General features: G+C 46.2%; 13 protein-coding genes and 1 riboswitch. Of the genes, 10 read left to right on the top strand and 3 right to left on the bottom strand.

The features are described 5' to 3' along the window. Positions 1 to 80 precede the first annotated feature (80 nt). Positions 81 to 1,364, top strand: coding sequence for a hypothetical protein (locus tag V7S65_RS00905; protein WP_336386532.1), 1,284 nt, complete (start codon positions 81 to 83; stop codon positions 1,362 to 1,364). A gap of 119 nt (positions 1,365 to 1,483) precedes the next feature. Here V7S65_RS00905 and V7S65_RS00900 read toward each other — a convergent pair whose 3' ends face one another. After that, positions 1,484 to 2,068 carry a sigma-70 family RNA polymerase sigma factor gene (locus V7S65_RS00900; RefSeq protein WP_336386533.1) on the bottom strand — a complete coding sequence of 195 codons (585 nt, stop codon included), beginning with the start codon at positions 2,066 to 2,068 and terminating at the stop codon, positions 1,484 to 1,486. Positions 2,069 to 2,256: 188 nt separating this feature from the next. Between V7S65_RS00900 and V7S65_RS00895 the strand changes: the two genes are divergently transcribed. From V7S65_RS00895 to V7S65_RS00880, 4 genes are read left to right on the top strand one after another with little or no spacing between them, the layout of a single operon-like run. Further along, complete coding sequence (locus tag V7S65_RS00895; protein WP_336386631.1) at positions 2,257 to 3,405, top strand: FecR family protein; 1,149 nt, start codon at positions 2,257 to 2,259, stop codon at positions 3,403 to 3,405. A 55-nt stretch (positions 3,406 to 3,460) separates the two neighbouring features. Beyond that, positions 3,461 to 6,823 carry a TonB-dependent receptor gene (locus tag V7S65_RS00890; protein ID WP_336386534.1) on the top strand — a complete coding sequence of 1,121 codons (3,363 nt, stop codon included), beginning with the start codon at positions 3,461 to 3,463 and terminating at the stop codon, positions 6,821 to 6,823. A 2-nt stretch (positions 6,824 to 6,825) separates the two neighbouring features. Further along, a complete protein-coding gene (locus V7S65_RS00885) occupies positions 6,826 to 8,484 on the top strand; it encodes a RagB/SusD family nutrient uptake outer membrane protein (RefSeq protein ID WP_336386535.1) in 1,659 nt (552 codons plus the stop codon). 21 nt (positions 8,485 to 8,505) lie between these two features. Further along, positions 8,506 to 9,282 (top strand): endonuclease/exonuclease/phosphatase family protein, encoded by a 777-nt coding sequence (locus V7S65_RS00880; RefSeq protein ID WP_336386536.1) that lies wholly within the window; start codon positions 8,506 to 8,508, stop codon positions 9,280 to 9,282. Positions 9,283 to 9,329: 47 nt separating this feature from the next. On the opposite strand, the gene V7S65_RS00875 is transcribed toward V7S65_RS00880, so the two are convergent. After that, a complete protein-coding gene (locus tag V7S65_RS00875) occupies positions 9,330 to 10,052 on the bottom strand; it encodes an ATP-grasp domain-containing protein (protein ID WP_111580555.1) in 723 nt (240 codons plus the stop codon). Positions 10,053 to 10,228: 176 nt separating this feature from the next. Between V7S65_RS00875 and V7S65_RS00870 the strand changes: the two genes are divergently transcribed. The 5 genes from V7S65_RS00870 (at position 10,229) to V7S65_RS00850 (ending at position 15,982) form a co-directional block, all read left to right on the top strand. Beyond that, positions 10,229 to 10,642, top strand: a complete 414-nt coding sequence (locus tag V7S65_RS00870; RefSeq protein ID WP_336386537.1) for a hypothetical protein — start codon at positions 10,229 to 10,231, stop codon at positions 10,640 to 10,642. Between the two features lie 37 nt (positions 10,643 to 10,679). Then, positions 10,680 to 11,153, top strand: coding sequence for a nuclear transport factor 2 family protein (locus tag V7S65_RS00865; protein ID WP_079468694.1), 474 nt, complete (start codon positions 10,680 to 10,682; stop codon positions 11,151 to 11,153). A 353-nt stretch (positions 11,154 to 11,506) separates the two neighbouring features. Then, positions 11,507 to 11,713: riboswitch (cobalamin riboswitch) on the top strand. 121 nt (positions 11,714 to 11,834) lie between these two features. Continuing rightward, positions 11,835 to 13,853 carry a TonB-dependent receptor gene (locus tag V7S65_RS00860; protein ID WP_336386538.1) on the top strand — a complete coding sequence of 673 codons (2,019 nt, stop codon included), beginning with the start codon at positions 11,835 to 11,837 and terminating at the stop codon, positions 13,851 to 13,853. A 5-nt stretch (positions 13,854 to 13,858) separates the two neighbouring features. Next, on the top strand, positions 13,859 to 15,010 hold the full coding sequence (locus V7S65_RS00855) for a DUF5074 domain-containing protein (protein WP_235015886.1): 1,152 nt from the start codon (positions 13,859 to 13,861) through the stop codon (positions 15,008 to 15,010). A gap of 24 nt (positions 15,011 to 15,034) precedes the next feature. After that, positions 15,035 to 15,982 carry a hypothetical protein gene (locus tag V7S65_RS00850; protein WP_079468696.1) on the top strand — a complete coding sequence of 316 codons (948 nt, stop codon included), beginning with the start codon at positions 15,035 to 15,037 and terminating at the stop codon, positions 15,980 to 15,982. A gap of 63 nt (positions 15,983 to 16,045) precedes the next feature. On the opposite strand, the gene V7S65_RS00845 is transcribed toward V7S65_RS00850, so the two are convergent. Then, a complete protein-coding gene (locus tag V7S65_RS00845; RefSeq protein ID WP_079468697.1) occupies positions 16,046 to 16,429 on the bottom strand; it encodes an acyl-CoA thioesterase in 384 nt (127 codons plus the stop codon). Positions 16,430 to 16,438: the final 9 nt, after the last annotated feature.

Raw genomic sequence — 16,438 nt, 5'->3', positions numbered from 1 at the left:
ACCAGAACCGATATCCATCATTATCTGAAATGATCTTTTAAGTCCCGAAATAATCAATTATTAACGCCCAAACCTATATTATGCTTAGATTCCTGTTTCTGTTTCTTACTTGTACAGGTATTACTTTAACCGCCAGTTCACAATCTGTATTAATAAACTTTAAAGCAGCTACAGATACTATCAGCCGTGGCGATGAGGTAATATACCCTATTACCGTACAGGTCGATTCAGTTAAAATCAACCCTGACTCGCTACATCTTTACACAATTACGTTTAAAGAGAATGAAGAAAAATCCACATTGCCTAAATCAGCCTACTCAATGGATTTTACGTCAACAACTTTAGACAAACTGGCAAAGGAGTACACTTTCTATTTGCGCGTAAAGAAAGATAAGGAATCGGACCGGGACAGATTTTTGTTCCTGAACTTCGAGATCACAAAAAACGGGAAAAAGGTAAATATCAACAACGCTAAAGACAACACAGAGCTGGTACTGACGGTACAGGGATTAAAGACACTGAATTCCTTTAATTACCTTGCCTACATTGGCACTAACTTCGACCTTGTAGATGGGATTAAGGCCCAAAATCTGTTTTTCGCTACTAATCTTTTTGTGGCTCCCCGTTCAACCGGAAAAGACTGGGGATTTACCTTAACACTGTATGGGAACAGGACCATGACTACTACCGATACTACTCAGCAACGGTACACCGCCAGAGCCGTTCCCATTGGAGGGGATAGTGCCAGGTTCTTTACAGAAGAAGCCACCCTTACCACCAACAGGGTATCTGATAATCTTGGCGCATCCTTTAGCCCCCTGATCCGGTTGTGGTGGGGATTAAGCTCCCTTGAAAAAACTTCGCAACTCTATTATGCTCCTCAATTTGAATTCATTTGGCGCAGAACCCGGATAACATCCACCTATTCCGCTGCAAAAGTGGTAGATTCCATAGACAGAGCTAACAGACCCTTTACTACCACCCTCGTACTCACACCGCCTAACTCGGTAACCCCCATCAATGTTTATGACGTTTATCTGGGAGTCCTGGGATTCTTATTTAATCACGAGAATAAACATATCAGTGTGCGAGTACAAGCATCTCTGGGACTTAACATTAGCTATACCGCCGGAAACAGTAACGTATCAAGAGGAACCAAAGTATCTTATTCCAAAGACAGTAATGCATTCTTTTTCACAAGGGCATGGATCACAGAACCATTATCCGGATTAACTTTCGGAGCAGAGGTTTCGAATACGTTTGGGAAAAAAGATAATGCGCAACCGTACTATAATGTAACACTATCTAAAGCAATAAACCTTAATGCACTGGCGGTAATTTTCCAGCCGGTTGCCACCAGGTGATACTTATATTTATACTCATCCTCCTTCTGCCGTCCGTTTGCGTCTTTCCAACTCTGCGTTGCCTGGATTATTCCCAACAAACGAGGCAGGGTCGATGTCTCCTGCCGGACGGCAATTATCTAACAGAGAAAGGTGGGAAGCACCATAATTCCCACCATCATTAAATGTTTGAGATACAGTCGCAGGTGTTGCAGCGCATGTGTGATCTGGTTTTCCACGCTTCTCTTGGAAATATTCAAACGTTCTGCTATTTCCTGGTTACTGAGTTGTTCCTCCCTGCTCAACAGGAAAATTTCTTTACTGCGTTTCGGTAAATTACTGAGGGAAGCGTGCAGTTGCCGGCGGAAAGATTGCTCCTCTATTTTTTCTTCAGCAGCATTACCGATGGCTGCCATATGTTCTTCGGCTTCTACTACCTGGAATACTTTTCTCGATTTCAGCACGCGGTATACGTGATAGCGGGTAGCAGAAATGATATAGTTACGAAAGTGATTAATCTGTAGTTCTTCTCTTTTAAGCCATAACGTGAGGAATACATCGTGCACAATTGTTTCGCTTGCTTCCGGATCGCTTAGTATGTTGTTGGCGGTTTGATACATCTTTCCCCAATAACGGTTAAACAACAGGTTATACGCTGTTTTTTCACCGTCTCTGACTGCAAGCCATAAATCAGCATCTGCTGTGTTAGCATCCCACCTAATCATGTCACAAAAATTGACAAAATAAAATTACCTCCGTGTTAAATTAAGATGAAATATCAAGAAATTGATCCTGGTTGATTGTCACTGTAACACCTGTTGGTGCTTCCTTCCCTGACAAAATACTCTTTTTTTTAAAAAGTAGGTGTGTTAGGGAAAATAATTGTCTCTATAGAGTAAATGAATCGCCTGTGATGACAAAAGAAGAATACCTTGATCTGTACGAAAGGTCCCTGAAAGGGGATTGCAGCCCGGAAGAACTGGCCCGGCTGCAGCAGTATGAGGATGACTTTTGTTTTTCCGATGAAGCTCATTCCGACGAAATCTTAAAAGAAAAAATATACAACAGGCTCTCTGCAAGTATTGCACGGGAAGAGAACGTAAAACGGATGTTCCCCTGGAAAGCGGTAGCGGCAGCAGTAGCAGTGTTGCTGGTGGCTGCATCGGGCTTCCTGTATTTTAACGGCCATCTGTCACAACGGAACAAACCGCTGGCGGTAGCAATTGAAAAAACACCCGTATTAAAACAGGACATTCCACCCGGTACCAATAAGGCCGTGCTTATCCTGGCCGACGGCAGCGAAGTAGAGCTGAACAAGGCCACAGAAGGGCAGATAGCAGCGCAGGGCAACACCACGGTGAACAAGTCCGGCAACGGTCAGTTGATTTACCAGCTGGCGGATAAACCACAAACAACTTCCCTGGCAGTATTTAATACCCTGGCCGTTCCGCGGGGCGGGCAATACAACCTGACACTGCCGGATGGCAGTAAGATCTGGCTGAATGCTGCCAGTAAAATACGTTTCCCTATCCAGTTCACAGGTAAGGAAAGAATGGTGGAGCTGGAGGGAGAAGCCTATTTTGAAGTAGCGCATAACCCGCAGCAGCCTTTTATAGTGAAAGTAAAAGGAATGCAGGTAGAAGTACTGGGTACACATTTTAACGTGATGGCATACACGGATGAAGCCACTATAAACACTACGTTACTGGAAGGGAAAGTAAGACTGCGCAACGACCGGGCAACCGAAGTGATACTAAACCCCGGACAGGAAGGAGTATTTACCGGGAACAAAGGTTTTAAGGTGAACAAAGCAGATATAGAACAGGTAATGTCATGGAAGAATGGCTATTTTATTTTTAATGATGAAGACCTGACATCCATCATGCGTAAAATTTCACGTTGGTACAACGTGGATATCGAATATAGCGGTGGCACAAAGAAATTATCTTTTGCGGGTAGTATCTCCCGTTTTAAAAATGTTACAGAAGTATTAAATATGCTGGCATTAACAGGAACAGTACAATTTAAAATAGAAGCAGGAAAAATCACTGTCATTCATTAACCTATCGTCCACAACATATCGGCCAGGTCAATAATTCGTAAACAAAACTTTATTTATGAAGCGTAATGCTCATGCCTTGAAAAAGGCAGGTCTACTGTCATGGGAGAAACTCAGGATGGTCAAGCTCTCCTTCTCTCTTGTTATTTTTCTCTCTTTGCAGGTAAGCGCGGTTACCTATGCGCAAAGGGTAAATCTTTCTGAGAAACAAACCCCGTTGAGGGAGGTGTTTAAAGAGATAAAAAAACAAACCGGTTACAATTTCCTGCTCAACACAGAGATGCTGGCAGATGCCCGGCCGGTAACACTCACTCTGGTGAATGCCACGCTGGAAGAAGCATTGAACAAGTGCTTTGAAGGACAGCCTTTTACTTACACGATCAACAACAACACCATTGTTGTTAAAAGAAAGGCCACACCGGTGGTGGTAGCTGAAGAAATAACCGGTACCGTTACCGACGAAAAAGGTGTTCCCATTCCCGGCGCCAGGATATTGAATCAAACCACCAATAAAGGCGCTATCACCAACGACAAGGGTGAATTTAAGATTGCCGTGAATCCGGGTGAAAAGTTGTCTGTAAAAATGCTGGGATATGAAGAAATTATTATTACGGCAGATAGTAAACAGGATTACAACTTCCGCCTGAAGCCATCTACGGTGGGCCTGGATGCGGTGGTAGTGGTAGGTTATGGCACGCAGAAAAAAGCCAACCTTACCGGTGCGGTGAGTATGGTGAGCAGCGAAGACTTCAAAGGCCGCCCGGCTACCTCCGTTGTTTCAGCATTGCAGGGACAAATGACCGGCGTTACCGTGATCAATGCCACAGCCATTCCCGGCGGCTCCGATGAAAATACGATCCGTATCCGCGGTATCGGTACGCTCAATGATGCCGGTCCGCTTGTAGTGGTAGACGGTATTCCCGGCGGCAACCTCAGTATCCTGAACCCCGACGATATTGAAACAGTTTCCGTGCTTAAAGATGCAGCCTCCTCTTCTATTTACGGGGTGCGTGGCGCCAACGGCGTTATTCTTGTTACCACTAAAAAAGGTAAAAGCGGCAAACCGTCTTTAACGTATACCAATTATTTTGGCGTACAAACACCTACTGCGTTACCTACTTTCCTGGGTTCCGTGGATTATATGACGCTGCTGAATGAAGCCAAAGTGAATGCGGGCAATAATCCTACCTATACGCAGGAACAAATTGATATTGCCAAAAACGGCAGCGATCCGAATTATTACGCCAATACCAACTGGCTGAAAGAAATGTATAAGTCGGGCGCCCCCCAACAGAACCACACGCTGAACCTCTCCGGTGGCGCCAACAATATTAACTATTACCTGTCTTACGGCTTCCTGAAACAGGGCGGTCTTATCACCGGTGATAACTACAACGCTAAAAGACACAATGTGCGTTTAAGAATTAATACCACGCTGTTCGACATACTGCAACTGGACGCCAATCTCGGCTATATCGACCGGAACCAAACCGGTTCCAGCGCCGATGTAAGTGGTACAGGCGGCCCTATTCAATCAGCCCACCAGATCTCTCCGCTGGTACCGGTAAGATTTACTACTGGTGGCTGGGGATATCTTGGCGGTTCGGTGAACCCGGTTGCTCTTGTAACAGATGGCGGCACCAATGATTTCTCTTCACAGGAAATTACCGGTAACATCCAGGCGACGCTGAATATTACAAAAGACTTTCGTTTAAGAGGGCAGTATGGTCTTGTGAAAAGTAATTCTTTCAGACAGATCTTTACAAAAACTATTAACTACTATAGTCCCGAAGATAATTCACTGATTTACCAGACCAATAATCCTAACAAGATTGACAACCGGGACTATACTTCTCTGTACCAGACCGTGATCGGGATGGCAGAATATGAAAAAACCTTTGCAGGAAAACATTACGTGAAAGCGCTGGCTGCGGCTTCTTCTGAAGAAACGGTGAGCCGTAATTTCACTGCCAGCAGAACCAACCTGCCTACGCAGGATCTGGGCAGTATCAACCTCGGTACGCTCAACCCGCTCAACGGTTCAGATGGCAGCCAGAATGCGTTGCAATCCATGTTTGGCCGGGTGAACTACGCCTACAGCGACAAATACCTGCTGGAAGGTAACTTCCGCTACGACGGGTCTACCCGGTTCGCCGCGGATCTGCGCTGGAACTGGTTCTTCTCCGGATCGGCAGGATGGGTATTTTCGAAAGAACCTTTCTTCAAATCACTGGAAGGCATTATCAACTTTGGTAAAATCAGGGCATCATATGGTACGCAGGGTAATGATAAAGTGCAGGATGACTTTGGATATCTTTCTTCCATCAGTTCCGTTGCGACTATGCCTATCGGCAATGTGCTGACTATCGGTTACCGCCAAACAGGTATTCCCAATCCGTTGCTCACCTGGGAGTCCATGACCAAACAGGACATCGGTCTGGATCTCACCTTCCTGAACAACCGCTTAAGCCTCACGGCAGATTACTACATCAACAACACCAACGACATTCTCCTCCGGGTTCCGTTGCCGGATGTACTTGGCATGAATGGCAGCTACCCTTACCAGAATGCCGGCAAAGTGCGCAACAAAGGATGGGAGCTGATGGTAGGCTGGCAGGACAGGATCGGTGATATCAGTTACGGCATAAGCGGAAATTTATCTGATGTAAAGAATGAGGTGATAAGCTTAGGCAATGCGCCGGCTACTATTGCCGACCAGATCAGAACAGTGGGTCAGCCGATTGATGCGTTTTATGGTTTTGTGGCAGACCGTATTTCGCAGATCTCTGATTACTCTTACGATGCCGCTACCAACAAATACACGCCGCTGTTTCCCTATGATGCCAGCTATCCTATGATGCCGGGTGATATCATTTATAAGGATCTAAACAATGATAAAAAGATCACCGCAGCAGACGACCGCCAGGTGATAGGCAGCGCTATCCCCCGGTATACCTATGGTTTTAAAGGAAATATTGCGTACAAAGGTGTTGACTTCAGCTTTTTTTTACAGGGAGTAGGCAAAGCAGATGGATGGATCACAAGTGCTGCGCGTCATGCTTTTATTAACGATGGTTCCAATCCGCAGCCGATCCACCTGGACCGCTGGACGCCTCAAAATCCTGGCGCCAGCTATCCGCGGCTTGCCTATGGTTACTCGTATAACCAGCGCCTGTCGACCTTCTGGCTCGAAAATGCTTCCTATCTCCGGTTAAAAAATATCCAGGTAGGATATACGCTTCCGGCAAGTGTTACCGAAAAGCTGAGGATAGACCGCTTCAGGCTTTATTTCTCTGCCGACAACCTGTTCACTGCTTCCGACTTCTTTTACGGATATGATCCGGAAACACCGGTGAGCAGCGGTGGTTTCTATCCACAGGTGAAAACATTTGTATTTGGTTTAAACATCAATTTTAAATAATTATGAAAAAGATATTGCTATATACCTGCGTGTTATTAGCGGTAACATCTACCAGCTGCCGGAAAGGATTCCTTGACCGTACGCCGCTGGATGCTATATCTGATGAAACGTACTGGACAACAGAAGAACAGCTGACACTGGCGCTGAACGGGCTTTATGCCAACGTGAAGAACAATAATACCGTGGCAATGGACCAGATGGGAGACAACAGTATCAACTCTTCCACCGGAGATACCTACCGTATCTTTGGCAGCGGCAACTTCGGTCCCGACCTCTCCGCAGTGGATGCAGAATGGCGCAGTCAGTACACCGGTATCCGCCAGTGTAATGTATTCCTTGCCAATTACGAGCGCGCCACCGGCGTTTCACAGGAAATAAAAAACCAGATGGCCGGCGAAGCCAAAACCATCCGGGCTTACATGTACATGAACCTGGTATCTTACTTTGGCGATCTTCCGCTGGTAACCAAACCACTGAACATTGATGAACTGTATGGTCCGCGTAACAAACGCAAAGAAATCATCGACTTTATCCTGTCCGAACTGGAAGAAGCCGCCGGCATGATGAAAAAGGATCGGCAAACCGGCCCCACGCTGGGACGCTTCAGCAAAGGCACCGCACTTGCTTTCAAAGCCCGCATGGCGTTGTACGACAGTCGCTGGGATGTAGCCGAAAAAGCAGCCAAAGATGTAATGGACCTCAACGTATATTCCCTTTACAGCACGGGCAAACCTGCGCAGGACTACTACGACCTGTTCACTTACAAAGGTAAACTCAGCGCCGGCGCGAATAAAGAAACCATTGCCGCCCGCATCAATCTTACCGATGTAAGTATGCACAACATCAGCCGTGAATCGCAGGTACCCGACCAGGCATCCCGCTACAATCCCACCAAAGCATTGGTGGATGCGTATCTTTGCAGTGATGGACTTACCATCGATAAATCGCCGCTGTACAAGGAAGATACCTATGCTAATATTTTTGAGAACCGCGATCCGCGCATGAAGCAAACCATTCTTGCTCCCGGCGCCACCTGGGGCGGTAAAAGAGATGGCAACCCTGCTAATACCAATCCGGCTATTTTTACTGCGCCAAAATTTGTGTCTGATAAGCTGGGCTGCGTTACCATCACCGGTTATTACTACACCAAATACGTAGAAGTAAGCACCGTTTCACAGGTAAGTAAAGATCAGAACGATATACATGTGATGCGGCTGGCAGAAGTGCTGTTAACCTATGCAGAAGCCAAAATGGAACAAGGTACGCTCACACAGGGCGATATAGACCTCACCATTAATAAACTCCGCGACCGGGTAGGCATGAAGAGGATGATACTCACAGAACTGGCGGCCAATGGTCAGGATCTGCGTACAGAGATCCGGAGAGAACGCAGGATTGAGCTGGCACGCGAAGGACAACGCTGGTACGATATCATCCGCTGGAAACAGGGCAGCCTGCTGGCCGCTGATGTGAAGGGGATGAAGAAATCACTGGCCGCAGTGCCATCACAGGTAAGCAATATGGCAGCAGATGCCAACGGCTATATTATTGTAATGACCGGCAGGCAGTTTGTAGATCCGAAACACTACCTGTTCCCGGTTCCGCTGACCCAAATGCAACGCAATCCTGCACTCGGACCACAAAATCCCGGCTGGGAATAATGCTTACATAAAACTTACATCATGAAAATATTCTCTTTTCTCCTGTTGTGTGCTTGTTCTTACAAAGCATCGGCAAGCGATACTCTCCGGATCATGACTTATAATATTCACCACTGTAATCCTCCTACAAAGAGCAAAACAGGTGAAATTGAAGTAGATGCCATTGCCAATGTGATCAACGGCCAACAACCCGACCTCGTAGCGTTACAGGAAGTAGATGTAAATACAAAACGCTCCGGCAGTATTGACCAGGCTGCGCAACTGGCCGCCAAAACCGGTATGCAGGTATATTTTGCCAAAGCCATTGATCATGATGGCGGCGAATACGGCGTAGCCATTTTATCGAAGTTTCCTTTAACCGGTACGCAAACCGTACACCTGCCGGAAACAGCGAATCCCGCCAGTGAAGATCGCGTAGTAGCATTGGCAAATATCACTTTACGTAGCGGCAAAAAATTCGTTTTCGCCTGCACCCATATGGATGTTAGTAATGCAGCTGTGAGAGATGAACAGGCAGCTGAGATCAACAAAATTGCAGCCGCCAAATCTGTCCCCTTCATCCTTGCAGGCGATCTTAACTGCCAACCGGAAAGCGCTTCTTACCAGGTATTGCTGAAGAAGTTCACTCCTTCCTGTACTGGTTGCGGGTTCACTATCCCGGTGAACAACCCCAATAGGGTGATTGATCACATTATGTGGACAAACGCCCCGGGGTTTGCGGTGAAAAGCAGTAGTGTGGTAAATGAGCCGTATCCATCGGACCATTTGCCGGTGGTAGCGGAGATTGTTATAAAGTAATGTATTTCAGGCCGCGTAAATCTTAGGGTTTATGCGGCTTTATTGTTTTAAGAATTCTTATTCACTGTTGCTTCTATAATACAATCAATTACCTTTCCCGCGTTACAATTATTAAGCCCTGCGCCCCAGCAGGCATTAAACTCGAGAACAAACCAACCTATTGATTCATTAAAAGCTATGTCAACAACAACGACATTCGGTAGCAGGGTCTTGTGACTATTCATAAAATCTCTCAAAAAAGCTCTTCCTTCTGTTAGGTCAGCAGCACCTTCATATAAGGCAATGTCTTTAATCACACCATCCATAATGAAGGCCCGCGCTTCCGCCTGAATTTCATCTACAACTGATGACACTAAAATCTCTTCATTGTCTGGCAAACCTGTTGTTATCTGTCTGAAATCAGATATGGTCTGAAAAATGCCGGCAGTAAATATTTTCGGGACAACGGGTTTAATAAAAACGGGAAAGTCATTTTCTACAACTTGTCCTACTTGTTTTAACTCAATATGCCGCCTGATCCATTTGTTTTCCAACCGGGCTATTAATGTATCATCCGGAGAAAGAAGGTCTACATCATAAATCTGTGCAAGTACCAACGCAAATGTCTGGTTTCCATAAATTGCGATCGGTTGTTTTGCCAAAACTTCATCCTTCACCCAATATTTCCCCAATCGCCTTATAGTTCCACCGCTATCTGTCCAGGTTGCAAAAATCTGTTCAAATTCATTATCCGTCTTTTCTGGTATCAGCAGTATAGGGAAAATCTTCATGCAGAAATAATTTAAGAAGTTCTGCTAAAAATAAGACAAAATTGTTATCCATATATAATTAGTAACGTTGTACAAATTGGCTCATGATAACATTAGAGCAATGTCTTCCTGTTTGTTACGGGGAATAATTTTTGTAGAAAAAAATATAAACCCAATCTCTCAAAAAACTATCCGTTATGACATCATTCACAGACTTCTTTACTGCTTATGGCCGTGCCTCCTTAGCTAACGACGCCGGTATCATCGCCAACTGCTATGCAGAAAACTTTATGGCCGCAGGGCCATCAGGAAGCATGACTTTCAAGAACGATGAAAAGTTCACGCAATGGCTGGAAGAGATGTTTAAATTTAACCGGAAGATTGGCATGCAGGAAATGAAAGTCATTAAAGTGGAAACATCGCCGATGGGGGAATATTATATCAGGGCGTTGGTGAGGTGGGGAGCTGTTTACTCAAAAAATCCAAGTGAGATCATTGAATTTGAGATTACTTACATTTTATATCACGTTAATGATGCACTCAAAATAATCATGTACGTTAGTCATGAAAACGAGGAAAATGTTTTAAAAGAAAAAGGAATCATCCCTTAGCGCGCCGGGAACAATTCAGTATATTGTAAGAAAAAAAATGCGCCCTGTTATATTCAGCCTCCTACTAACCATCATCAGCACCTCACTCTATGCCCAATCGCAGGAAGAAGCAGTGAAAGCCACTATTAACCAGTTGTTCACGGCCATGAATAATTCAGACAGCGTTGCAGTAGCCGCCTGTTTCGCACCGGGAGCAGTATTGCAGTCGGTAGCGGAAACCAAAGCAGGTAAGGATACCATCCGTACTACTACTATCCATGAATTTGCGTCGTTTATAGGCAAGTTGCCGCTCAATGCGGCCGACGAGCGTATCGTGTTTGGCAGCATCCTGATAGATGGCCGGCTGGCTTCCGTATGGACGCCCTACCGCTTCTTTTTCAAAGGACAGTTCTCCCACTGCGGGGTGGACTCCTTTCAAATGGTGAAGCTCCCCGATGGATGGAAGATCCAGTATCTCATTGATACCAGGCGCAAAGATAATTGCGAGGAAGCAGCTGCCGCTGGGAGATGATATTACTCCCTCCATACTTCCCGCATACTTCTCAGATACTTCTCGGATACTTAGGAGTCGTCTATGCATCGTATTCCCCATACAGTCCCCATACAGTCCCCATACAGTCCCCATACACTCACCATACACTCATGATACACTCTCCATACACTCCCCATACACTATCAATAAAAAGGGCCTGGCATAATCCGGCAAAAAGCGGCAAAAACGGCGGATTTGTTTCCCCACCAACCCAACATGGCATAATTTCGAAGAACTGGTGAATGCAGGTTTCCACATGATCAGTTCAGATACCGGCAAGCTGCCTGCCGTCCGGATATCTGTCCCATGTTTTGAATCGATCAAATAATAACCTACTTTTGCCCCGCTATGGTTCAGGTATGTCCACTCCGGATATGCCTGATTAAAAGGGAACTCGGGTGAAAATCCCGGACAGTCCCGCTGCTGTAAGTCTCATATAATGCTCAGGCATCGCCAATCAGACCACTGTTGAACGTTCAATGGGAAGGTCGCCTGAAGCAGAGATAAGTCAGAATACCTGCCATACGACTGATTTTTTAAGCTTTCGTGGAATGAAGCTTGGGAATAAATTCAATCTGCGGGTATCCCCCGTATCTTGTCTCTTTCCTGATTATTTTTCTTATTGCGAAAGCTGTTGATGGAACATTAACAAGCTTGGGAATGATGCGTTTCAAAACACCGGCGAAAGCCGCCGGGATGTTGCTGTTATTGCTCTGCGGAGTAGTTGCTGCCTTTGCACAACAGGCCGACAGTGTAACATCCAAAGACCTCCGGGAGGTTTCCGTTACAGCGCCGCGCACGGCCAGGGAAGTAAGCCCCGGGCAGAAAATGCAGGCGAAAGAACTGGAGCGGCTGGGCAGTCACTCCGTGGCAGATGCAATCCGCTTTTTCGCCGGGTTGCAGGTAAAGGACTATGGCGGTATCGGCGGACTCAAAACCGTTGATATCCGCAGCATGGGCACTAACCAGGTAGGCGTATTTTATGATGGCATCCAACTGGGTAACGCCCAGAATGGCCAGGTAGACCTAGGCCGGTTTTCGCTGGATAATATGGAAGAAATTGCCCTGTACAACGGGCAGAAAAGTAACATATTCCAGCCGGCGAAAGACTTTGGATCAGCCGGCGCCATCTATCTCACTTCTCTCAAACCCAAATTTGCACCCGGAGAAAAAACACATCTCAGAGGCACTATAAAAACCGGTTCTTTTGGCCTGTTCAACCCCTCCCTGCTGTGGCAGCAAAAGATCAGCAGCAAAGTTTCTGCCTCCTTCAGCACCGAATGGATCAATGCAACCGGCAGGTATAAATTTTCTTACCAGAAACGCGATGAAAACGGGCACCTGGTATATGATACCAGCGCTTACCGGAAGAACGGCGATATCAATGCCGTGCGCGTGGAAGGTGGATTCAATGGCCTGCTGAATGGCGGCGAATGGAGCACCAAAGTGTATTACTACCAGTCGGAACGCGGGCTGCCAGGATTCATCGTCAACGGCGTATTCGGGCATGTGGACCGCCAATGGGATCAGAACATCTTTGTGCAATCCAGCTTCCGGAAAGATATCACCAAACGTTACAGCATCCTGCTGAACGGAAAATACGCTTACGACTATACGCGCTTCCTGGCGCCTGATACCGCCCGGCTTTATATCGATAACCACTACCGCCAATATGAAATGTATTTCTCAATGGCGCACCAGTATGCCCTTACCAACTGGTGGACCATTGCGGCTTCCGGCGACTTCCAATGGAACCGCCTGGATGCCGATCTTACCAACTTCAGCTACCCTACCCGTTATACAACGCTGACTGCCGCCGCCACAAATATCAGCTTCAACCGCTTCAGCGCACAGGCCAGCCTGCTGGGTACCTTCGTAAATGAAACGGTAAAGAAAAATGCATCGGCGCCATACCAGCAGAAATTTACACCGGCAGTATTTGTTTCGTGGCAACCCACGCACTCACCGGATTTCCGGCTGCGCGGGTTTTACAAACAGATCTTCCGCATGCCTACTTTTAACGACCTGTATTATACCGAGATCGGCAACCGCTTCCTGAAGCCGGAATTCGCCACACAATACGATGTGGGATTCACCTGGAATAAAACCTTTGCCAACAGCTGGATCACACAGGCAGGTATTGAAACAGACGCTTATTACAACGAAGTAAATGATAAGATAGTAGCCGTTCCCGGCGCCAGCATGCTCAGCTGGCAAATGGAGAACCTGGGATTTGTAAAAATAAAAGGCGTGGATGTAAAAGCAAAAGCGCTGTGGCTTATAAAAAAACAGGTGCAGTTCAGTACACGCCTCACTTACACCTACCAACGCGCACAGGATTTCACTGATCCGTCCGACAGCTTCTACGGCGATCAGATCGTTTATATTCCCCGTCACAGCGGCTCGCTCATACTCGGCGCCGACTATAAACAATGGGAAGCCAACTACAGCTTCATCTATACCGGGGAAAGATACAACAGCAAAGAAAATAAGTTAAAGAACTACGTGGAACCCTGGTATACCAGCGATCTTTCACTGGGTAAACAATTCAATTATAAACATACCCGGTTCCATGTAACGGCACAGGTAAACAACCTCGCCAACCAGTTCTATGAAGTGGTGATCAGCTACCCCATGCCGGGAAGGAATTACCGCTTCATCTTAACCGTGAATATTTAATAAACATGATGAAACAATTAAGGAATGCAGTATGGGTGGCCGCCCTGGCAGCACTGGCCATCACCGGATGCCGGAAGGGAGAAAGGATTGTTCCGCCCGAAGTAACACCGGTAGATACAGCCACACCCGGATCTCTGCTCAATGGATTCTATCTCCTGAATGAAGGCAATATGGGCAGTAATAAAGCTTCCCTGGATTATTACGATTATACTACAGGCGTCTACAAAAGTAATATCTATGCTACTGCCAATCCCACTGCGGTAAAGGAACTGGGCGATGTAGGCAATGACATAGAAGCATACGGTACAAAGTTGTATGCGGTGATCAACATTTCCAATAAGGTAGAAGTAATGGACGCAGCCAGCACCAAACGGATCAAACAAATCGACATCCTCAACTGCCGCTATATAACTTTCGCCAACGGCAAAGCATATGTTAGTTCCTATGCCGGCCCGGTAGTGGTAGAGCCCAATGCGCCCATCGGTTTTGTGGCAGAAATAGATACGGCTACACTGGAAATTACCCGCAAGGTAATTGTGGGCTATCAACCGGAAGAAATGGCTGTAGTAGGCAACAAGCTGTACGTAGCCAACTCCGGCGGTTACCGCGCACCTGATTACGACCGCACCGTGTCGGTAATAGACCTGAATACTTTTAAAGAGATAAAAAAGATTGATGTGGCTATTAACCTCGACCGTCTCAAGGCCGACAACGATGGCGATATCTATGTGACTTCCCGCGGCGATTATTACAATACACCATCCCGCCTTTTTGTGATAGACACCAAAACAGATGCGGTAAAGAAACAATTTGATATCCCGGTGAGCAACCTGTGCATTTCCGGCGACACCGCTTATGTATACGGCTCTGTTTTCAGCTATAACACCGGTCAATGGACCATCACCTATAACATGGTAAACGTAAAAACAGAAACGGTGTTAAACACAAATTTCATTACCGATGGTACGGATAAATCCATCCGGATGCCTTATGGCGTAGCGGTAAACCCGGCTACCAAAGAAATTCTTGTAACGGATGCGAAGGACTATGTGTCTTCCGGAACCCTTTACTGCTTTGATAAAACGGGCAAAAAGAAATGGTCGGTCACCACGGGTGAAATCCCTGCACACATTGCATTTGTTTTTGCAACCAAATAATCATAACCAACTAAATCTATACAAATGAAAAGTAAATTTCTACTCGCCGCCACGTTCATCGCTGTTATGGTAAGCAGCTGTTCCAAGGATAAAGACGTAACGCCGCCCATAGAAGATCCGGAGCCTACCGGTCCTTTCCTGAACAAGGTGACCAAAGTTTTTGAATACTTCCCCGCACCCGGACAATTTACCAATGAACTGCCCGTATGGAAGCAAGGCGATTCTGCCAAACAGATGGCGGATTACGCACTGGCTGCTTTGGGAAAGGAAAACATGATTTCCCTCGGCGGGTTCGGTGGCTATGTAGTAATGGGCTTTGACCATACCATCAAAAATGTACCCGGCGAATATTCTTTCATCGTATTAGGCAATGCTTTCAACCAGTTTGCAGAACCCGGCGTTATCTCCGTTTCTGTAGACGCCAATAAAAACGGCTTACCCGATGATGAATGGTACGAAATTGCCGGTTCGGAATACAACAGTTCCAAAACGGTAAAGAATTACCAGATCACTTACTATAAACCTAACGAAGCAAAAGACAGGGTTACTAATCCGGATGATCCGTATACCAGCGATACAGAGTATATCCGCTGGAAAGACAACCAGGGGCACACCGGCTATCTCTCAAAAAATGTATTTCATGATCAGTCATACTACCCGCAGTGGAAAGGCGACAGCATCACTTTTACCGGTACTAAACTAACAGATCTCAACATCAAAAATACTTCCAGCGATCCGTTCTCTCCTTACTATGTATCGCCCGCTTTCTCCTGGGGTTATGCAGATAACCACGCGAATGATGATAGTGATGCGAAAATAAAACTGGACTGGGCAGTAGATAAAACCGGTAAACCGGTGAAGCTCACCGGGATCAACTTTATAAAAGTACATACGGCTATCCGTGCAGAAGCAGGATGGTTAGGAGAAATTTCCACAGAAGTATTGGGCGTAAAAGATCTTAACCTCGAATAAATATCCGTGAATAATCTAAAGAAGGGGGCGTTTGTTTACAAGCGCCCCCTCTTTCTTTTTTGACTACTTCACGCTTACCGGTAGCTTATCCTCTCCAATGGCCACCAGGCTAAAAGTGCCGGTGATAGCCTTTTCCCGTGAATAGGAATACATCTCTTCAATGTATATTTCTACCAACACTTTAACACTGGTATTGCCTACTTCGGTTATTTTTCCGATCAGCTCCACAATGGTACCCGCCGGAATGGGCCGGTTAAAATCTATTTTCCCGGAAGATACCGTCACCATTTTTTTACGTGCAAAACGGGTAGCCGTAATAAACGCCACTTCATCCATGAGCGACATGGCCGTGCCGCCGAACAACGTATCGTAATGGTTGGTAGTACTGGGAAATACGGCTTTAAAGATCCGGGTTTCCGAATGAAGAATTTTTTCTTCTATAGTCATGTTTGTACT

Origin of the sequence: Chitinophaga sp. CCNWYY40, assembly GCF_037483205.1 — a bacterium.
In the GTDB taxonomy this organism is placed as follows: Bacteria; Bacteroidota; Bacteroidia; order Chitinophagales; family Chitinophagaceae; genus Chitinophaga; species Chitinophaga ginsengisegetis.
The sequence above is the reverse complement of the archived record's forward strand: the minus strand, read 5'-3'. Positions and strand labels throughout refer to the sequence as shown.